The organism is Myxococcus sp. CA005 (genome assembly GCF_006518205.1).
Taxonomy (GTDB): Bacteria; Myxococcota; Myxococcia; order Myxococcales; family Myxococcaceae; genus Myxococcus; species Myxococcus xanthus.
Genome location: NZ_SRLV01000025.1, coordinates 85,344 through 104,859 on the forward strand (window position 1 = coordinate 85,344; position 19,516 = coordinate 104,859).

At 70.5% G+C, this 19,516-nt stretch carries 16 protein-coding genes; 8 read left to right on the forward strand and 8 right to left on the reverse strand.

Annotation, left to right across the window (positions count from 1 at the left end):
• Nucleotides 1–60: 60 nt before the first annotated feature.
• Nucleotides 61–1,584 carry a mechanosensitive ion channel family protein gene (locus FMQ63_RS13755; protein WP_043612236.1) on the reverse strand — a complete coding sequence of 508 codons (1,524 nt, stop codon included), beginning with the start codon at nucleotides 1,582–1,584 and terminating at the stop codon, nucleotides 61–63.
• 52 nt (nucleotides 1,585–1,636) lie between these two features.
• On the opposite strand from FMQ63_RS13755, the gene holB reads away from it, so the two are divergent.
• Genes holB through FMQ63_RS13770 form a run of 3 tightly spaced genes read left to right on the forward strand, consistent with a single transcriptional unit; the run spans nucleotide 1,637 to nucleotide 4,472 of the window.
• On the forward strand, nucleotides 1,637–2,671 hold the full coding sequence (gene holB / locus FMQ63_RS13760) for a DNA polymerase III subunit delta' (RefSeq protein WP_011552867.1): 1,035 nt from the start codon (nucleotides 1,637–1,639) through the stop codon (nucleotides 2,669–2,671).
• The gene (gene holA, locus FMQ63_RS13765; protein ID WP_011552868.1) at nucleotides 2,668–4,002 is read left to right on the forward strand and encodes a DNA polymerase III subunit delta; all 1,335 of its coding nucleotides are present in this window, start codon (nucleotides 2,668–2,670) and stop codon (nucleotides 4,000–4,002) included. Before holB ends, holA begins: the two co-directional genes overlap by 4 nt.
• A gap of 11 nt (nucleotides 4,003–4,013) precedes the next feature.
• Nucleotides 4,014–4,472, forward strand: a complete 459-nt coding sequence (locus tag FMQ63_RS13770; RefSeq protein ID WP_026113952.1) for a hypothetical protein — start codon at nucleotides 4,014–4,016, stop codon at nucleotides 4,470–4,472.
• Between the two features lie 24 nt (nucleotides 4,473–4,496).
• On the opposite strand, the gene FMQ63_RS13775 is transcribed toward FMQ63_RS13770, so the two are convergent.
• Entirely contained in the window at nucleotides 4,497–5,297 is an 801-nt protein-coding gene (locus FMQ63_RS13775) for an NRDE family protein (RefSeq protein WP_011552870.1), read from the reverse strand.
• Between the two features lie 115 nt (nucleotides 5,298–5,412).
• Between FMQ63_RS13775 and metG the strand changes: the two genes are divergently transcribed.
• Genes metG through FMQ63_RS13790 form a run of 3 tightly spaced genes read left to right on the forward strand, consistent with a single transcriptional unit; the run spans nucleotide 5,413 to nucleotide 9,276 of the window.
• Nucleotides 5,413–7,524, forward strand: coding sequence for a methionine--tRNA ligase (gene metG, locus FMQ63_RS13780; RefSeq protein ID WP_011552871.1), 2,112 nt, complete (start codon nucleotides 5,413–5,415; stop codon nucleotides 7,522–7,524).
• 1 nt (nucleotide 7,525) lies between these two features.
• Nucleotides 7,526–8,503, forward strand: coding sequence for a HEAT repeat domain-containing protein (locus FMQ63_RS13785; RefSeq protein WP_011552872.1), 978 nt, complete (start codon nucleotides 7,526–7,528; stop codon nucleotides 8,501–8,503).
• Nucleotides 8,500–9,276 carry a TatD family hydrolase gene (locus tag FMQ63_RS13790; RefSeq protein WP_011552873.1) on the forward strand — a complete coding sequence of 259 codons (777 nt, stop codon included), beginning with the start codon at nucleotides 8,500–8,502 and terminating at the stop codon, nucleotides 9,274–9,276. The genes FMQ63_RS13785 and FMQ63_RS13790 overlap by 4 nt, the downstream gene beginning before the upstream one ends.
• Here FMQ63_RS13790 and FMQ63_RS13795 read toward each other — a convergent pair.
• The 5 genes from FMQ63_RS13795 to FMQ63_RS13815 form a co-directional block, all read right to left on the reverse strand.
• Entirely contained in the window at nucleotides 9,263–11,245 is a 1,983-nt protein-coding gene (locus FMQ63_RS13795) for an HD domain-containing phosphohydrolase (protein ID WP_011552874.1), read from the reverse strand. The two genes, FMQ63_RS13790 and FMQ63_RS13795, sit on opposite strands and share 14 nt — an antisense overlap.
• A gap of 8 nt (nucleotides 11,246–11,253) precedes the next feature.
• Nucleotides 11,254–12,705, reverse strand: coding sequence for an OB-fold nucleic acid binding domain-containing protein (locus FMQ63_RS13800; protein WP_020478779.1), 1,452 nt, complete (start codon nucleotides 12,703–12,705; stop codon nucleotides 11,254–11,256).
• Between the two features lie 47 nt (nucleotides 12,706–12,752).
• Nucleotides 12,753–13,892 (reverse strand): class I SAM-dependent rRNA methyltransferase, encoded by a 1,140-nt coding sequence (locus tag FMQ63_RS13805; protein ID WP_026113951.1) that lies wholly within the window; start codon nucleotides 13,890–13,892, stop codon nucleotides 12,753–12,755.
• 158 nt (nucleotides 13,893–14,050) lie between these two features.
• Nucleotides 14,051–14,419 (reverse strand): hypothetical protein, encoded by a 369-nt coding sequence (locus FMQ63_RS13810; protein ID WP_020478778.1) that lies wholly within the window; start codon nucleotides 14,417–14,419, stop codon nucleotides 14,051–14,053.
• A gap of 22 nt (nucleotides 14,420–14,441) precedes the next feature.
• The gene (locus FMQ63_RS13815; RefSeq protein WP_011552878.1) at nucleotides 14,442–16,037 is read right to left on the reverse strand and encodes an NAD(P)/FAD-dependent oxidoreductase; all 1,596 of its coding nucleotides are present in this window, start codon (nucleotides 16,035–16,037) and stop codon (nucleotides 14,442–14,444) included.
• Between the two features lie 302 nt (nucleotides 16,038–16,339).
• Between FMQ63_RS13815 and FMQ63_RS13820 the strand changes: the two genes are divergently transcribed.
• Nucleotides 16,340–16,543 carry a hypothetical protein gene (locus FMQ63_RS13820; protein WP_225909941.1) on the forward strand — a complete coding sequence of 68 codons (204 nt, stop codon included), beginning with the start codon at nucleotides 16,340–16,342 and terminating at the stop codon, nucleotides 16,541–16,543.
• A gap of 133 nt (nucleotides 16,544–16,676) precedes the next feature.
• Here the strand turns inward: FMQ63_RS13820 and mprA are convergent, their stop codons facing one another.
• Nucleotides 16,677–17,330 (reverse strand): MprA protease, GlyGly-CTERM protein-sorting domain-containing form, encoded by a 654-nt coding sequence (gene mprA / locus FMQ63_RS13825; protein ID WP_011552880.1) that lies wholly within the window; start codon nucleotides 17,328–17,330, stop codon nucleotides 16,677–16,679.
• Between the two features lie 240 nt (nucleotides 17,331–17,570).
• Between mprA and FMQ63_RS13830 the strand changes: the two genes are divergently transcribed.
• Nucleotides 17,571–19,516 (forward strand): N-acetylmuramoyl-L-alanine amidase (locus FMQ63_RS13830; protein WP_228556416.1); only part of this gene is annotated, 1,946 nt, incomplete at its 3' end.

Sequence of the window (19,516 nt, forward strand, 5' to 3'; positions counted from 1 at the left end):
GCCCCAGCTTTGGAACCGGCGTACCTAGGTCTGTCATGACATCCCCCCGCTGCGCTCAGCCTACTCGTGTGTGGCATTGAGCCCGAATATCTGGCGCAGCCGTCCGAGTATACGGCCGACCTCGGCGGGAATGGCGTCGTTGCTCGTTCCGCTCGCTTCGGCCACCGCGCGCAGCTGGGTCCGCCGCTGGGCAAGCATGGAGGAGAGCTGCCGGGCCAGGCCGGGATACTCCGTGAAGAGGCGGGCGAAGGTGGGACGGTCTACTTCGAGGAGCAATGAGTCCTCCACCGCCACCACCGTGGCCGAACGGCGCTCTCCCGTCAGCAGGCACATCTCTCCGAAGTAGCTGCCGCGGCCCAGGCGGGTGACTTCCGACTGGGACTTCCCCGTGCGCACGCTCACCTCTCCGGAGGCGAGCACGTAGAAGGTCCGGCCCTCGTCGCCCTCCTGGATGATGCGCTCGCCGGCGCCGAAGCGGCGCACCAGCGACTCCTGGCGAAGCCGGTCCAGCTCCTCCGTGTCCAGGGACTGGAAGAGGTCCACGGCGCCCAGGAGGCTGCGGATGGTGTCCTCCGACAGCTCCGTGCGCGCCATCTCCTGTCGTACGTGCACCGTCCGCTGGGCGTAGGGAATCTCGATGTTCGCCCGGCGCAGCCGGTACCACAGGCGGGAGTGGAGGTCCTCCTTCACCGCGTCCGCCAGGCCGTAATCGCCGATGAAGAACCGCACCATGTAGCGGATGGCGGAATCCTCGTAGCCCAGCGTGCGCGCGATGGGAGACGGCTCCGGGAGGATGAGGGGGGTCTCCCGCATCGTCTCCAGCAGCGCGTGCTTGACCTGGTTGGGCGCGGCGTCCCGTGACAGGCGGAACTCCACGTCGATGCCGACGGGGTTGGGGTCCTGGGTGAAGTTGAGGACCAGCTCCTTGGCCACCATGCTGTTGGGCAGCGTGATGACCTCGCGGCGGAAGTTGGCCAGCCGGATGGAGCGCCAGCCAATGAAGACCACGCGTCCGGTGTGTGTGCCGATGCGGATGAAGTGGCCGACCTCGAAGGGGCGGTCCAGTTGGAGGGACAGGCCCGCGAAGAGGTTGCCCAGCGTCTCCTGGAGCGCCAGACCGATGACCACCGACAGCACCGCGGACGTGGCCACCAGGCCCGCCAGGTCCACGTTGAACTGGGTGCGCAGGAGCGGCAGCACCGCCAGTGGGTACAGCGTGAAGTCGATGACGTTGCGCAGGATTTTCGGTGTGCCCACCGCCGGCGCGCGCAGCCGGATCACCTTCAGCGCCAGGGCCACGCTGGCGCGGATGCCACCGAAGGTGAACATCAGCATCCAGCTGACCTGGAGCGCCTTCTTGAGGCCTTCGGGGGCGGTCGCCGGCAAGGCCCACGTCGCCAGCCGGAGCACGATGAACGCGATGAGGAGCCGGTTGGCGCTCTTCAAATCCTGCCGAAGGTCGGCGTCTTGAGCGGCGGCGCGCACCCCCATCAGCACGACGATGAGCAGCGCACCCACGGCCAGGGACAGGTTGCTCTGAAGGAAGGGCAGCAAGGCGGGGGGAATGTCTCCCGCCATCTCCATGGGGGTCAAGGCGGCCGTTGACGCGTGCCGCGTGAGCGGGGATACACGCGCCATGACGCTCGCAACGGTACTGGGACAGCCTCGCGCGGTGGACGCCCTCCAGGCGGCCCTGCGCAGCGGCGCGGTCCACCACGCGTACCTCTTCGCCGGGCCAGAAGGGGTGGGCAAGGAGCTGGCGGCCGTCGGGCTGGCCCAGGCCCTCACGTGCCCCGAGCAGCCAGACGTGGGCTGCGGCGCCTGCGCGAGCTGCCAGCGGGTGGAGAGGGGCCTCCACCCGGACGTCACCTGGGTGATGCCTGACGATGAACGGGTGTCCCGGGGGCTGGCGGGTCGGTCCGACTTCACTGGGACGCCCAGCCGGGAGCTACGCGTGGAGCAGGTGCGCCAGCTCCAGGAGCGCATCGCCCTTCGCGGCCTGGAGTCGCGCCGCAAGGTGGCGCTCATCGTCTCCGCCCAGACCATGAACGTGCAGGCGCAGAACGCGTTCCTCAAGACGCTGGAGGAGCCGCCTTCGGACACCACGATCATCCTGGTGGCCAGCGCGATTGACCGCCTGCTGCCCACCATTCGCAGCCGGTGCGGAAAGGTGCACTTCGGCCCACTGCCGGTGGACATGGTGGCCCAGCGCGTGGCGGAGGCGCGCAAGCTGGACGCGGAGACGGCCATGCTCGCGGCCGTCATGGCGGGCGGCAGCCTGGGCCGGGCCATGGCGCTGGACGTGGACGCGCTGTCGCGGCGCAAGGACACCCTCACCGCCTTCGAGGCCCTGCGCGGCGAGGACGCCGTCGGCCTGCTGCGCTTCGCGGAGGCCCATGGCGGCTCGCGCGAGGAGGCGGAGAGCACCCTGGAGCTGCTGGCGCTGTGGACGCGCGACGTGGCGCTGGTGAAGTCAGGCCTGGAGTCGGGGCTGGCCAACCGCGACATGGTGGACCTGGCCCGGCAGGTGGCGGCCCGCACGTCCGACATCCTCCTGCACCGCCGGCATTCGCTGCTGGATGCGGCGCGGGCGGCCATTGCCCGGAACGGTGCGCCCCGGCTCCAACTGGAGCGGATGCTCATCGACCTGTTCACGGAGGCGTCGCGATGAGCGCCAGTGAGATGGATGACGTGCTGGCGAGCGTGAAGGGGGGCAAGGTCGCCCCGGTGTACCTCTTGGTGGGCGAGGAATTCCTGGTCCGCAAGGGCGCTGACGAGCTGGTGAAGCTGCTCGTCCCCGACGCGGCCATGGGCCTCAACCTGGCCGTGTTGGACGCGGGCAGCCCGCGCGAGGTGGCGCAGGAGCTGGCCACGCTGCCGCTGTTCCCCGGCCGCAAGGTGGTGCTGGTCCGCGACCCGGAGTTCCTGGCGCCCAAGAAGGGGCGAGGGGACGCGCTGGGCAAGGCACGCGAGGCGTGGAAGGCGGGCAAGCGAAAGGAGGGCGCGCGGCGACTGTTGGCGCTGGCGGCCCGTGCTGGCTGGGGCGTGGACCAGTTGGACCCGAGCACGCCCGGGGCTCCGTCGGTGGAGAAGTGGAAGGACGAGCTCAACGTCGAGCTGGCCGACGTGGACGTGGCCTTCCTCAAGGAGGCGGCCGCCTTCTGCCGCGAGGAGCGCATCTCCGCGCCCGAGGGGGATGCCTCGGCGCTGCTGGACCTCATCCAGAAGGGCGTGCCGGCGGGCCATGCGCTGGTGCTGGCCGCGTCCGACATGGACGCCAAGAATCCGCTGGTGAAGCTGGCCCACGACAAGGGCTACGTCGTCGAGCGGAAGGTGGCGGCGCGTCACAAGGACCTGGACCTGACGGACATCGCCAAGGAGTTCCTGGCGCCCTTCAAGAAGAAGCTGGGCCCCGGTGCGCTGGACGAACTCAAGGAGCGCATTGGCGGGAACATCCGCCTGCTCCAGTCGGAACTGGAGAAGCTGGCCACGTATTCGGAAGGGCCCGCCATTGAGCGGGCGGACGTGGCCGCGCTGGTCCACCACGCGCGCGAGGAGGAGTTCTTCGAGCTGTCCGAGGCGCTCCAGAAGCGCGACTTCGGCGGGGCGCTGTCCTACGCGAATGACGCCATGGGGCAGGGGACGCACGCGTTGCAGTTGCTGGGCGCGGTCGCCTCCATCGTTCGGGGCCTGCTGGAGAGCCATGAGTGGCTGTGGCGCTATGCGGGAGGCAATCCGCCTCGCACCGCGAAGGACGTGGAGGCGCGCGTCTTCCCCCGGCTGGAAGCGGAGCTGAAGGGCAGCAAGCGGAAGATGCCCAACGCGTGGGCGCTCACGTTCAGCATGAAGGCCGCGGCGGGTTATGAGCGGCGGGAGCTGCTGGGCGCGCTGGTGGCCTGCGCAGAGGCGGACCTGGCGCTGAAGTCGTCGGCGAACGGCCGGCTGGTCATCGAGCGGCTGCTGGCCACGGTGTGTGTGCGCCAGCACGGCGCGGGTTATTAGAGGAGGCGCATATGGCGGACAAGCGTCGTTTCGACCTCTTCGCGGATTTCCTGGTGGAGCGCTTCAACGCGCCGCGGGTCTTCGACGTGGCGGGCGGGCAGGGGAAGCTCAACGAGGCGCTGACGAAGCGGGGCCGAGCCGTCACCACCTTCGACCTGCGGCACAAGCACCTGCCCGTCACCTACGCCCAGCGCATCTTCACACTGGAGGAGCCGTGCGAGGCGGAGCTGGTGGTGGGCATGCACCCGGATGGCGCCACCCGCATCATCATCCAGTACGCGGCGGCGCACCGGCTGCCCTTCGCCGTGGTGCCGTGCTGCTCGGACAACGGCATGCCCTACAACCCGTGGATGCGGCACCTGGCCGAGCTGGCTCGCGAGTCAGGCTTCACCATCGTGGAGGAGGTGAAGCTCTCCATGGACGGGCGGGCCCGGGTCCTCGTGGGCGAGCATGGCGCCGCTGCGTCTTGAAGGCGTCGGAGTCCCCGCCGACTGTCACTCGGTGGGCCCGGTCAGCAGGCCCGTGACATCCTTCCAGGGTCCCTGGCAGGGCGGCGTGTCCGAGGCGAGGTAGTGCCCGACGCGCCCCGGCGCCAGCGCCACCACGGCGGACGAGCGCGTCCCGTAGAGCGGCGTGTGGATGCAGAGCGCCTGGAGCCGTTGCAGGAAGTCGCGGGGCAGGTCCTCACCGGCGCCCGGGGGCGGAATCAGCTCCTCGGTGGGGAGGGTCGGGTCGGCCAGCACCGCCTTCAAGCCCTCCGCCAGCTCCGGCCAGGGCTTCTTCGCCACCTCGGTGGTCAGCAGCCGGGCCCGTTCCACCTTGGGCAGCTCCGGGGCATTCAGCACGTCATTGGGCAGGACATGGACCCCCGGGGGGACATCCTCCCGCCGCAACTGCCGGTCCGTCCTCCGGGCGTAGGCCACGCGCAGTCGCTGGGCGTCCCCATAGAGCAGGTTGAAGGGCATGAACTCATCCCCTGGCAGGGAATCTAGGTACCGGTCCACGGCGTCCACGCTGCCGGCCTGGAGGGCCTTGAGCACCACCTCGCCCCGCGAGCGGGGGGCCGGACCCTGGCCTCGCTCGCCCCGCTGGTTCGTCAGGCCGACGAACAAACCGCCGTGGGTTACACCCATCCACGTCCCACCGCGTTCCTCATCCCGGCCGCCCACGGCGAGCGGGGACTCCAGAAGCACTTGGGGGCCAGTCGCAGGGCGGGCGTAGAACTCGTCCCGGTTGGCCGCGAGCACCAGCGGCCATTCGGGGTGGATGTGGCGCAGGATGATGATGGTGCACATGCGTATCCGGTCGATAACATCTCCGGCTCCGCGGCGCATTCGGGCCCGCGGACTTCACGCCGTCGATGACCTCGGCCATCCGAGCGGCTAAGGTCCGCCGCCCTCAGGAGAGTCCATGGCTGAGAGAACCCTCGTCACCAGCGCGCTGCCCTACGCGAACGGCCCGCTCCACATCGGCCACGCCGTCGAGTACGTGCAGACCGACATCTACGTTCGTTTCCTCCGCTCGTGCGGCAGGGACGTCGTCTACTTCTGTGCCGATGACACCCACGGCACGCCCATCGAGCTGAACGCGGCGAAGCAGGGCCTCAAGCCCGAGGAATTCATCGCCCGCTTCCACGAGGAGCACCAGCGGGACTTCCACGACCTCGATGTCCGCTTCGACTACTTCCACTCCACCAACTCGCCGGAGAACCGCCAGTACGCGGAGCTCATCTACGGGCGGCTGAAGGAGAAGGGCGACATCGAGCGCCGGAACATCGAGCAGACCTACTGCGAGAACGACCGCCGCTTCCTTCCGGACCGCTTCATCAAGGGGACCTGCCCCAACTGCAAGGCTTCCGACCAGTACGGCGACGCCTGTGAGAAGTGCGGCAAGGCCTACGACCCCACGGACCTCATCGACGCGCGCTGTGCCCTGTGTGGCACGCCTCCGGTCCGCAAGCACTCCGAACACCTGTTCTTCAAGCTGTCGCGGCACGAGGACTTCCTCCAGGACGTGCTGCGCAAGCCAGGCTTCATCCATCCGGGCCTGGCGACCCAACTCCAGGGCTTCTTCGAGAAGGGCCTGTCGGACTGGGACATCAGCCGCGACGGGCCGTACTTCGGCTTCGCCATTCCGGGTGAGACGGACAAGTACTTCTACGTCTGGTTGGACGCGCCCATCGGGTACATCGCCACCACGGAGAAGTGGGCGAAGGAGACGGGCAAGGCGAAGAGCGCGCTGGACTACTGGAGCGCGGACGCGGACACCCGCATCATCCACTTCATCGGCAAGGACATCGTCTACTTCCACGCGCTGTTCTGGCCGGCCGTGCTCAACGTCGCGGGCTTCCACATCCCCAGCGAAATCAAGGTCCACGGCCACCTGATGTTGAACGGCGAGAAGATGTCGAAGACTCGCGGCACCATGGTGCCAGTGCGCGACTACCTGGACCAGTTGGACCCCAGCTACTTGCGCTACTTCTACGCGGCCAACCTGGGCCCGGGGGTGGAGGACCTGGACCTCAACCTCAAGGACTTCCGCCAGCGCGTGAATGGCGAGCTGGTCAACAACGTGGGCAACCTGGCCAACCGCGCCCTGTCGCTGCTGGCCGGTCCGCTGGAGAAGCGTCTCGCGCCCGGCCGTGCCGAGGGCCCGGGCCGCGAGTTGGTGGAGGCCGCGCTCGCCCGCGTGCCGGAGGTTCGCGACGCGTTCGACAAGCTGGAGTACCGGTCCGCCATCCGCGTCATCACCGAGATTGCGTCGGCCGCGAACGGCTTCCTCCAGACGGCCGCGCCGTGGGCCCAGGTGAAGAAGGACGCGGAGGTCGCTCGCGCGGACCTGTCCGACGCCGCGGACGTGGCCTACCTCCTGGGCGCGCTGCTCGCCCCGGTGACACCGCGCCTGTCCGAGAAGCTCTTCGCTCAGCTCGGCGCCGAGCCGCTGACGTTCCAGGCCCTGGAGGGCGCGAAGTACCCGCTGTTGGATCGCAGCCGTCCCATCGGCACGCCCGAGCCGCTGCTGCCGCGGCTGGAGGAGGAGCGCGTCAACGCCATCATCAAGCTACCGGAAGGCGCCGCTGCGCCGCAGGCCGCGGAGGCCAGGCCGGCCAAGGGCGCCAAGACGGAGAAGAAGCCCGCCGAGGCTCCCGCCGCGACGCAGGCGGCGGCTCCGAGCGCTGGCGCGGCCGAGTCGCCGGGTGAAATCGAGTACGACGACTTCGCCAAGGTGGTGCTGAAGGCGGGCAAGGTGCTGGCCGCGGAGAAGGTGCAGAAGGCAGACAAGCTGCTCAAGCTCACGGTGGACGTGGGCGAGGGGAGCCCGCGCACCATCGTCTCCGGCATCGCGGAGGCCTTCGCTCCCGAGGCGCTCACCGGGCGCAACGTGGTGGTGGTGGCCAACCTCAAGCCGCGCAAGCTCAAGGGCATCGAGTCGCGCGGCATGCTCCTGACGGCGGGGCCGGGCGGCAAGGAGCTGTCGCTGCTCGACCCGGGCGATGTGGCCCCTGGCAGCGAGGTGAAGTGACGTGACGGACTGGCGCGCCGACCGGGACCGGGCCCTCCTGACGCTGGAGCGCGAGAAGCGCCCGGCGTTCAGGACGGAAGCCGCGCTCCAGCTCTATCACCTCGCGTCGGAGGTCCCCGAGCACGCCGCCGAGTTCCTCGAGGCGCTCCCCCGGTTGTTGGCGGACAAGCAGGTGGAGGTGCGCCGCGCGGGGGTGAGCCTGGCCTCCGTGGTGGTGCCTCCGGCGGAGCTGCCGGACCTGCTCATCGCCCGGCTTCGGGACGAGGAGTGGCAGATTCGCCTGGAGGCCACCGGCCGGTTGGCAGACCTGGCCCGGCCGGAGCTGCGTGGGGCGCTGGCCTCCATGCTGGAGGATGGCACCTTCGAGGTCCGCTTCGAGGCGGCACGCGGCATCGCCAGCCTCCATCACGCCGCGGGGCTGGAGGTGTTGCTGGAGGCGCTGGACGCGGACCTGCTGCGCTTCCGGGCCCTGGGCGCGCTGGCGGAGCTGGGGGACGCGCGCGCGCTGCCCCAGGTGAAGAAGCTGTTCGGCCGGTGGCTTCTGCCCGCCTTCGACAAGACGCAGGCCGCCGGGGTGCTGGCGAAGCTGGGCGATTCGGACGGCCCGACGTACCTCATCCAGCGGATGGCGAAGAAGCGGTGGAGCCCGGACCGGGCCCTGGCCGTGGAACTCTGCGGCGAGGTGAAGGTACCCGGCGCGCTGGAGCGCTTGAAGGAAGTCCTGGACGACGTGAAGGACCCCTGCCGGGGCGCGGCCGCGAGAGGCCTGGGCCGGCTGGGCGATGCGCGGGCGCTGCCCTGGCTGGTCGGGCTGCTCCAGGACGCGCAGGCCTCCGAGGACACCCGATTGGACGCCGCTGACGGGCTGTGGCGCCTGGGCGGGGCTGAGGCGCGTGAGGCCGTTCGCAACGCGGTGAGTACCTTTCCCTCACCAGAGGCCCGCGCCGAACTGGAAGAGCTGTTGCAGGAGGAGCCATGAAATTCGTCGACGCCCACTGTCACCTCGAGGTGAAGGACTACCCGGACGTCGTGGCCGTGCTCGACGCGGCTCGCGCGGCGGGGCTGGTCCATGCCGTCGTGGTGGGGCAGTTCCACGGCCCGGGTAACTGGGGCAACGCGCTGGAGGTGGCGGCGGCGCACCCGGAGTTCCTGTCGCCCACGTTGGGCATCCACCCGCACGAGGCCGCCCGGGCCACCGAGGAGGACCTGGCCACGCTGGAGCGCACCTGCGCGCGTCCCGAGGTCCGGGCGGTGGGGGAGGCGGGCCTGGACTACTACTACGACCACTCACCGCGTGAGGCGCAGGCGGAGGTCTTCCGGCGGCAGTGCGCGCTGGCGCTCCGGCTGGGCAAGCCGCTGGTGGTGCACGTGCGCGACGCGCATGACGACTGTGACGCCATCCTCGGCGAGACGGGCGTGGCGAAGGGCGTCATCCACTGCTTCACCGGTGACACGGACGCGGCGCGGCGCTACCTGGACCGGGGCTTCCTGCTGTCGCTGTCGGGCGTCATCACCTACAAGAAGACGGAGGCGCTCCAGGACGCGGTGCGCTTCGCGCCGTTGGACAGGCTGATGGTGGAGACGGACAGCCCGTACCTGGCGCCGGTGCCGCACCGGGGGCGGAAGAACCAGCCCTCGCACGTGGTGGAGACGGCGAAGAAGGTCGCCGAACTCAAGGGCGTGACGCTGGAGGAGGTGGCCTCGGTCACCACCGCCAACGCCGCCGCCCTCTTCAACCTCAACCTGCGTTGAGGCCGCCGGCCAGGGCCGCGAGGTCCTGGTCCATCTGCGGCACGTCCAGCAGCAACGCGTCCGGGTCGTACTGGAAGTCCGCCTGCTTCAGCTTCAGCAGCGCCTGGAGCGCGGGCTCGCCTGAGTGACCACCGAAGGACGCGAAGACGACGCGGCCTCGCTCCAGGTGCAGGTAGCCCTCCAGCGTGTGCTGGCGCAGGTTGAGCCGGCCGCTCTTGTGGCCACCGCCCAGCGTGCGCAGCAGCTCGCGAGGGGGGAGTTCGTCGAAGCTGCCGCGCACCACGCGCCCCGGCCCGTTGTGCTGGACCCGGTCGTCGTAGAGGGCCTGCACCGTCTTCGCGATGGCGGGCTTGTCCGCGGGCGACAGCACGTCCGTGGCGCCCGCCATGAGCAGGCGCTCCCGCGTGGCATTGTCGGGCTCGCCCACCACCGCGATGGGCAGACCCGCCGTCTCCGGCGCCGAGCGGGCCTGCGCCAGCAGGTCCGTCACGTCCTGCAGCCCCAGCCGCAGGCTCACCACCAGCACGTCGCAGTCCTGCCGCGCCAGTCCGTCCTGCGCGCCCTCGACGGTGGACAGCGCGTGCGCCACCAGGCCCTGCTTCAGCACCGCTTCCAGCAGCTCGCCGCGCGCCGTCTCGTCCGGCTCCACCACGAGCACCTGGCGGCCTTCGCTCTCCAGCCGGTGGCGCAGCAGCTCACCACTCTGGAGCTGGATGACGATGTCCGCCACCACCGGGTCATAGAGCGCGCCCGCGTACTTGCGCAGGTGCTCCAGGGCCTGCTCCTTGGGCAGCACGCGGCCCAGGGCGTTGCCCGGGTTCTTCGTCAGCTCCAGGAAGCTGTCCACCGCGGCGAGGATGCGCGCGCCCAGGGTGATGTCCTCGCCCTTGGCGCCCTGGGGCGTGCCGGAGCCGTCCCAGGCTTCGTACATCTGCGCGAGGATGGTGTTCGTCTGCGCGGGCAGGTGCACCGTCTCGAACATGCGGGTGGGGATGCGGCAGGCCACCTTCGCCTGCGCCTTCCACTCCGGGTTGACGGCGTTGCTCGCCAGCGAGAAGTGCCGCTCCGCCGGCTTTCCCAGGTCGTGCAGGTAGGCGGCGATGGCCAGCGCGGCCAGCTCCTTGTGGGGCATGCCCATGCGCTGGCCCACGATGCCGGCCTGCCGCGCCAACTGCGCGGAGTGCCCGCGGTGGCGCTGCCGGTCCTGCTCCAGCAGGCCGACCATGATGCCCAGCGTCTCCACGTAGTCGCTGTCGCTCACCAGCCCGCGCGGCCCGCCGGGTTCGCGCCGCTGGGTGGACGGGCGGACCGCGGGGGTGCCGGTGCTGCTGCCGCGTTGCAGCCGCATCCGCGCGTCCGTCTCCACGCGGAAGTTGAGGCTGAGTCCGCCACGGTTGCCCGCGCCCGTCCCGGTGCCGCTGCCCGCGTAGGTGCGTCCGTGCTCCGGGGCGCCCGGGCGGGACGGCGCGGCCGGGGCCTGGCCCTGGGCGTTGGCGCCTTCCAGCAGCGCGGCGAAGGCGGTGGGATCGCCGTAGTAGTGCTTGCGGATGGCGGCGGAGATGGCGCTGCGCAGGCCCACGTACGCGTAGACCTCCGACATGCCCGTGACGAGGGCAATCTCGTCCATCAGCGACTTGTTCTGCGGCTCGGCGGCGACCACGGAGAGCAGCTTGCGCTCCGGGTCCACCGCCAGTGGCAGCACGTTCTGCGCCTCGGCCAGGCGCACCGGAAGCCGGTCCAGCACCTCGGTGGCGATGCGCGCCTTCGCCAGCTTGTCCGCGCTGACGAAGCGCGTCTGGAACTCCGCCGCCAGGAAGCGCAGCAGCGCCGCTTCCTGGAGCAGTCCCAGCTCCACCAGACAATCACCGACCTTGTGGCCGGTGATTTTCTGGTGCTCCAGGGCCTGTTCCACGGCCCCGGCGTTGACGAGTCCCGCCTCGATGAGGCGCTCTCCCAACCTCTTCACCATGTGCTGCCTCAGCTCTCCGAGGAACCCTCACCGCCCTTGTTGCCGGAATCGGACGGTAACGACGTCAGCGCGCTGAACGGCTTGAAGGTCAGCTCCTTGGGCAGCGAGCTCGCGTCACGCGGCGGACGCTCCTCGCGGGGCGGACGGGGCGGGCGCTCCTCACGCGCGCGCTCCTCGCGGGGCGGACGCTCCTTGCGGGGCGGGCGCTGGGCCTGCTCCTGCTGCGGGGCGCCCTCGGCCGGGGTACCCGGCTGCTGCTGCTTCTCCGCCCGGGCCTTGCGCTTCTCCTCGCGGCCCTTGCGGCGGCCACCCCCCTCCACCGGGGCGCGGCCCCGCGAGGTGGGCGAGGGGCCCTTCCACAACTGGCGCTCATAGGGGCGCACCACGTCCGTCCACTTGTCGTGCGAGTCGCGCTGCATGGCCTCCAGCCACGAGGCGATGCGCGCGTCCAGCGACTCCAGCGAGTGGATGATCTGCGCTTCCAGCGTCACCGGCGACTTCGGGCTGCCGTGCTGCGCGTCGCCGTGCTGGGAGATGACCAGGTGCGTGAGGTGCTGCTCCAGGAGCGGCGGGAAGCCGGGGATGGCCAGCGCCTTCTCGCGCAGCTTCTGCGCCGTCAGGACGAGGTTGCCCACCAGCCGGCCCTCGTCGGAGGTCTCGGAGGCGTCCGCCGCCTTCTGCACCTGCTGCAACAGCGCGCCGGCCAGCAGCAGGTCGCGGTCCGCCATGGGGTACTGGTCCGCCACGCGGAGCGTCAGCCGCATCACCGACAGGATGTGCTCCGCCAGTCCGCCACGCCACGCGTGGTGCGTGCCCCGGACGCCCTGGGCCACCGGCAGGCCGGTCGCGATCTTCGGGTCGTCCAGGAAGGCCAGCAGCAGCTGCTTCACGAAGGTGTCGCCGATGCGCTCGGTGACCATCTCCCGGATGAGGCCGGCGGCGCGCGCGCCACCCGGGCCCTCGTTGCCGCGGGCCTCGCCCTTGTCGGCCTTCTCGGGCTTCTCAGCCTTGGCTTCCGGGGCGGCCTTGGCCTCCGGGGCGGCCTTGGTCTCCGGCGCGGGCTTCGCCTCGGCGGCGGGCGGGGCCGGGGGCGGCTCGAACTCCTTGGGGTCCAGGGGCTCTGGGTCCAGGCGCTCCAGGGTCTCGACGACGACCTGGGTGCGGCCGTGGAACTGGATGACGTTGCCCTGGACGAGCACGAAGTCGCCCGGCTGGAAGACGGGCTCGAGCGCGTCGACCTGGTCGAAGATGCGCGCGTCCACCTCGCCACTCTTGTCGACGAGCGTGGCGGCGACGAACACCTTGCCACTGCGGGCGGTCACCTTCTCCTTCTTGGTGACGCGGAAGACGGTATGGACGCGGTCCTTCTCCCGCAGGTCGGCCGCATACACCTTGCGGACGGTCTCCACGGAACCTTCCGGGGCGGGGGGCGCGGACTCGGGCACGTTTTCGTTGGTCATTGCGGCGGCGGACACTAGCACTCCATCGGCCGCGCGGGTGGATGGCTTCAGCTGACTTCCAACGCCATTGCGTGGAGGTGCTCGGCCCCATGGGATCCGGCCAGGGTCGGGTGGTCTGGCGGCAGGCCAGGGCGGGCCAGCCGGGTGGCGATCCGGGCCTCGCCCTCGCAGGCGGTGGCCACCAGGTCGTCAAAGCCGTCCTGGGGGAGGGGTGGATGGTACCCGGTGACCATCAACCATCCACCGTGGCGCGTCCTGCGAAGCGCGTGACGCAGCAACTCCACGAATTCCTCGCCGGTCGCCACGGCCGGTGTGTCCAGCAGGACCAGGTCGAAGGTGTCTCGCACCGCACGGAGGACCTGGAGGGGTTTGCCCGTCTCCACCATCACCCGGCCCAGCAGGCCGTTGGCCTCCGCGTTCTCACGCGCCAGGTCCGCGGCGTCCGCGTCGGCGTCGAACGCGAGGATGTGCCGGGCCCCGTGCACCCCCGCGTGGACGAAGAGCCCTCCCACGTTGCAACTGGCGTCCAGCACGCGCGAGCCCTGGGCCATGCGCGCCACGAAGCGGCGGACCTCGCGCTGGTCATACGCGTAGCCCGTGCCCTGGCCGTATGTGAGGTCCACGGTGAAGCGGGCCCCCATCTCCAGCAGCCGGCACCAACGGGGTGGGGTGCCGTACAGGACATGGGGGCGCTGTGTGGGCAGGCCCAGCGCTTTGCGGCGAAGGGTGTCGTTGCGCAGCAGCACCGCGCCCGCGCCCGCCACCTCCACCAGCGCGCGCGTCAGTTCCTCATGGCGCGCGTCCATGGCACGGGTGAGCGTCTGCACCACGAAGTGCGTGTCGTAGCGGTCCACGATGAGGCCGGGCAGACCGTCCCCGTCATCGTTGACGACGCGGCAGAAGCGCGGGTCGTCCACCAGCCGGGCCCGCCGTTCGAAGGCGTGGCGGAGATGGCGTGGGATGAGTCCCTCCACCGCCTCGTCCGGCTGGCCGAGCCGCCGCACCGCGTAGGACGCCTCTAAATCCACGTCTCCCAGGCCCAGCACCGAGCCGTCCTCGTCCCGAAGCTGTACGGGCTCTCCGGGCTGCGGCGTGCCTTCCATGGAGACGATGTCTTCCCGGCGCAGCCATGGCGCGCCATGGCGGAGTCGGCGGGCGGCGTCGCGGGACAGATAGGTGCTGAGCACGATGGGTTCTCCTCTCACCGCGACCCGAGGGCACCGGCGCCCGGGGCGTGCTGCCAGGGGAGAACATGGGGTGCTGGCCTGCGGATGGCTGCCCGTCCCGGAGCGCCACGTCGGGGGGCAGCCGGGCGGGCGGGCCCGTGCGCCGTCGCCCCGTCGCTTCAGCCTCCGCTGGGCGTGCGCTTGAAGGCCTTGGTGGTGACCTGGAAGAGCAGGGAGCTGGCCACCAGTGCCAGGACGATGCCGATACCGCGCAGCCGCAATTCGTCGCGGAACACCAGGGACAGGGCCAGCGCGCTCAGCAGCACCACGGCCGCGACGCGAAGCACCTGGCCCCGCTGCAATGCCCCCGAGCGCGCGGGTTTCGCCCGGGCAAGAACGGGGATGCTCGCCGCCTTGCGCCAGGTGGTCGCGGTCTCCTCCCGGACTTCGTCCTCCGCGTCCACCAGCCCCTGGACGTAGGCCCGCTCCACATCCAGCAGGCTGGGGTAGACCAGCTCGCCCTCCGGCGTCCGCACGACGTATCCCATGAGCCCTCCTCCCGGCCGTCCGTCAGGACAGTTCGGTGGCAATCTGCTCAGCGACGCGCAGTCCATCAACGGCGGACGAAACGATGCCGCCCGCGTAGCCGCAGCCCTCGCCCGCCGGGTAGAGGCCCTTCATGGACACCGACTGCAGGTCCTCGCCGCGGGTGACGCGCACCGGTGAGGACGTGCGGCTCTCGATGCCGATGAGCTTGCCCTCCTCGCTGATGAAGCCGCGCATCTTCCGCTCGAAGGTGCGCAGGGCTTGCTTCAGTGACTCGGTGAGCCGCGCCGGGAAGAGTTGGTTGAGGTCCGTGTGCGCCAGGCCGGGACGGTAGCTGGTGCCGCCCGGGTCCTTCTTCACGCGCCCGGCCAGGTAGTCAGGAATCGTCTGGGCCGGCGCGTAGAAGCGGCCTCCGCCCAGCTCATACGCCTTGCTCTCCCAGTGACGCTGGAACTCCAGGCCCGCCAGCGGCCCGCGGAAGCCCTCGCGCTCGAAGTCCGCCACGGACACGGACACGACGATGCCCGAGTTGGCGTAGCGCGCGTTGCGCCGCGAGTTGCTCATGCCGTTGGTGCACTGGAGTCCGTCCTGCGTGGGCGTGGGCACCACGATGCCGCCGGGGCACATGCAGAACGAGAAGACGCCGCGCACCTCGCCGTCCACCTCCAGGTTCTCCGCCAGCTTGTAGTCCGCCGGGGGCAGGCGCGGATTCTTGGCCGCGTTGCCGTACTGGATGCTGTTGATGAGCGTCTGCGGGTGCTCGGCGCGGAAGCCCAGGGCGAAGGGCTTGGCCTCCACAATCACCCGGCCGTCGGCGGCGAAGCGCTCGTAAAGCTCGCGCGCGGAGTTGCCGGGAGCCAGGATGACACGGTTGCTCTCCAGCGTGCGTCCGTCGGACAGCTTCACGCCCGCGATGTGGCCGTCCTTGTAGAGCAGGTCGTCCACGCGCGTGCTGAAGTGGACCTCGCAGCCGCCAGCGATGAGCTCCTCACGCAGCTTCGCCACCGCACCGGGCAGCAGGTCCGAGCCGATGTGCGGCTTGCCCTCGATGAGGATGTGGTCCGGCGCGCCGTAACGGGCGAAGGCCTCGATGACCTTGCGCACCATGGGGTGGTTGATGCGCGTGGACAGCTTGCCGTCCGTGTACGCGCCCGCGCCGCCCTCGCCGAAGTTCATGTTGCTTTCGGGGTCCAGCGTCCCGTCGCGCATGAGCTTCGCCACGTCCTTGCGGCGCGACACCACCTCGCGGCCTCGCTCCAGCAGGATGCTGCGAACGCCGCGCTCCAGCAGGCCCAGCGCGGCGAAGAGCCCCGCGGGGCCCGTGCCGATGATGATGGGCCACTGCTCCGGCGCCTTCACCGGGCCCAGCGCTTCGGGAGGAGGGGGCGTCTCACCCACGTCCGGTGGCAGCTTCGCCGGCTTCTTGCCCCGGGCCAGCTCCACCTCCAGCGTGTAGATGTAGCGCGGGCTGCCCTTCTTCCGCGCGTCCAGCACGGAGCGCACCACCCGCACGGACGCGAGGTCGGAGCGGGTGACGCCCAACTTCTCCGCGGCGCGCTGACCGAGCAGCTCCTCTGGCTCGTCCAGCCACAGCCCGATGTTGTTCACCCGATACGCCATCGCATCCGCTCCTGGTGGGGCGCGTATCTCGCCGCCCTGTTGAAAGATTGCAAGCCCTTGAAATCCGGGTGCGAACCCGCTGATGCACCCCCCCACGCCAATCCCCCGTACCGCCGAGGACTGCGCAAGCGCGTTCGCACTGCCCTCCAGGGCCGTTCGGGGCCCTGGTCTACTTCAACCCTTGGGAAATGTTGAGGAATCCGTGAGGAAGAGAACGGCTGGCACGAGGGTTGAAACAGGGCTGTCTCGTGATTAGGCGGCGTCGCTCCTTCCCGGCCGCGTTCTTTATGGAGGCACTGACCTTGAGCACCGATCAAAAGGGCACCCGGATCCTGGCGCGCACGTTCTTCAACCAGTTGCGCGCGAGCGGCTACACCCCGCACCAGGTGATTGGCATCGCCACGGAGCTGCTCGAGCTGGTGACGGCGGACATCAAGGAAGGCGACAAGGCGACGGCCGTCCAGGCGGCGCAGGAGCAGGCCCCGGAGCGTCGCCCGCACGCCTGAGGTTCTCAGCGGGTTCTCCCCGCGGGCGCGTGGGCTCCGGACGGGTTTCCGGGGCGCCCGCCCGCGTGTGGAGGCAGCGAGGTGGTGAAAGGACCGGCCTTGGCCGGTCTTTTCGTTTCGGCTGATGAATGAGTCAGGCGCGGGGCGCCCTCTGCTCCCGCCTCCGCTGGTACGCAGCCGCGCCGGCGACAAAGAGCAGACCCGCGGTGAGGGCGCTGAAGACGCTACTGGCCGTCTGCGTGGCCTGGAGCGCCATCAGCACGCCGCCCGCGGTGAAGGCAGCCACATCCACCCACGCGGGACGGCGCTGCGGCAACACCAGCACCAGGATGCAGGCCGTCAGCGGCAGACCCAGCGCCACCTGGCGGATGATGGCGTCGGTGCTCGTGCGCACCGTGTCCCAGTTGTGCACCAGGATGGCGGCGAAGATGACCACCGTGCCCAGCGCGAGCACCAGCACGCCCGCGGCGGCCGCGTCCTTGGCCAGCCGGGCCTTCTCGTCGAACTGCTGGACGGCCAGGTCCACCAGGTGTTCCAGCGCGCTGTTGAGGATTTCGGCGAAGAAGATGAGCAGGACGCAGAAGATGAGCGTCACCTTCTCCGCGAGCCCCAGAGGGATACCGCTGCCCACCAGCCCCACCAGCACGGCGGCGATGAGGTGGACGCGCATGTTGCGCTGGTAGATGACGGTGTGGATGAGCCCCGCCCACGCGTGACCGAACGAGGCGAGCAGCCCCGAACCGTGACGGGGGGGGAAGGATGAGGGTGGCCGGGGAGGTGCGTTCATCGATGGCGAAAGCGCGGGGGAGGCTAACACCCGCGGGACGGATTGCCCCTTCGTCGTGAAGGGGTATGGTCCGACCCTGTGAATGCCCCTTCCTACCCTCTTCGTGTCCGTCTGGGTGGCGCACTGCTCGCGCTGTTGTTGACTTCCCCCCTGGCCCGCGCGGAATCCCACGCCGCGCACGACCATGCACTGGATGAAGGGGGGTGTGGCCTGGAGCCGCCGGGCGTGGAGTACGTGCCGATGCCCGGGCCCCGTCCGCATGAGACTCGCCGCCTGTCCGCCGCGGAGCCACCGGTCGTCCGGCGCGAGCTCCGGACGGGGGCTTCCGGGACGAAGTCGGGCGTGCCGCAGACGCGGCAGCGCACGGGCGCGCTCTCCGGCAAGGTGGTGTACCTGAGCCCGGGTCACGGTTTCACGCGCAGCGCGCCGCTGAACCGCTGGGCCACTCAGCGGCCGAACACCTGGGCCGTGGTGGAGGACCTCATCTCCGCCGAGGTCCTCAACCAGTACCTGCTGCCCATGCTGACGGGCGCCGGCGCCACCGTGGTGCCCCTGCGGGAGCCGGACCTCAACGGGCACATGTCCATCGTCGACGACGGGCAGGCCGGCTATTCGGAGGACGGCGACGTCTTCGAGTCCTCCGCTCAGCCCGGCTGGGGCACGCCGCCGACACCCATGGGCAACGCGGTGGAGCCCTTCTCGCTGGGCACGACGCGGGTGATGGCCTCCGCGCGCAGCGCCACCGCGAGCGCGACGTGGACGCCGGAGATTCCCGCGGAGGGCAGCTACCACGTCTACGTCTCCTACGCGGCCGACCCCACGCGCGCGCCGGACGCGCACTACGTGGTGAAGCACGCGGGCGGTGAGAGCCACTTCCGGGTCAACCAGCGCCGTCACGGCGGGACGTGGGTGCTGCTGGGGCGCTTCTATTTCAAGGCGGGGCAGCACCCGGATTCCGGCGCGGTGGTGGCGCTGAACGACACCGCGGAGGGCGGCACGCTGTCGCTGGACGCGGTGCGCTTCGGCGGTGGCAGCGGCGTCATCGGTGACGCGGCGATGGCGCCCCTGGCGCGGCCCCGCTACGAGGAGTCCGCGCGCTACCACGTGCAGTTCAGCGGCGCGCCCTTCACGGTGTACGCACCCACGGGGGCCAACGCGCTGACCAACGAGCGCAACGCGGACGTCACCGCCCGGCCTCGCTTCGCCGCGTGGCTGCACGAGGAGGGCGAGGACGCGGTGTACGTGGCGTGGCACACCAACGCGTCCACCACGGGCAACGTGTCGGGGACGGAGGCCTACGTGTACGGGCCCAACCCGGTGGACGGCACGCTCAACTTCACCGGCTTCCCGGGCAGTGACGTGCTGGCGCGGGCGCTGCTGGACGAGCTGGCGCAGGACATGCGCCGCGAGGTGGACCCGAGCTGGCGGGTGCGCAACCTGCGCTCGGCGAACCTGGGCGAGGTGAACCCCACGCACAACAATGAGATGCCGTCCGTGCTGCTGGAGGTCGCCTACCACGACAACGTGACGGATTCGAACCGGCTGAAGGAGCCCGTGTTCCGTCGGGTGGCCGCGCGCGCCATCCTTCAGGGCCTCATCAAGTACTACGCGGCCCGGGACAGCGTGCCTGTCGTCCTGCCGCCCGAGGCGCCCGAGGCGGTGGCCGCGCTCAACGGCAGCGGCGGCACGGTGGAGTTCCGCTGGGCGGCGCCGCCGGCCAACCCGGATGAGGAGGGCCGCGACGCGCCCACGGGTTACCGCGTCTACCAGAGCGCGGACGGGCTGGGCTGGGACGACGGCACGGATGCAGCGGGCACGTCCTTCCGCACCACGCTGGCGCCGGGCACCGTGCGTTACTTCCGCGTGGCCGCGCACAACGCGGGCGGCGAGGGCTTCCCGTCCGTCACTGTGGGCGTTCGGACGCCGGGCGGCGCGGAGTCCCCGGTGCTGGTGGTCAACGGCTTCGAGCGGCTGGATGCATCCCAGGCGTGCGCCGAGCCGCTGGACGCCTATGACCTCCATGCGCCTGTCCGCCTGCTGGTGGAGACGATGAACGATGGCACCTACGTGCGCCGCCACGGCGCCGCGCTGGCGCACGCGGGCACCGCCTTCGACAGCGCGACGCGCGCGGCGGTGGCGGCGAACCTGGTGACGGTGGGCGCGCCGTACCGGCTGGTGGACTGGTT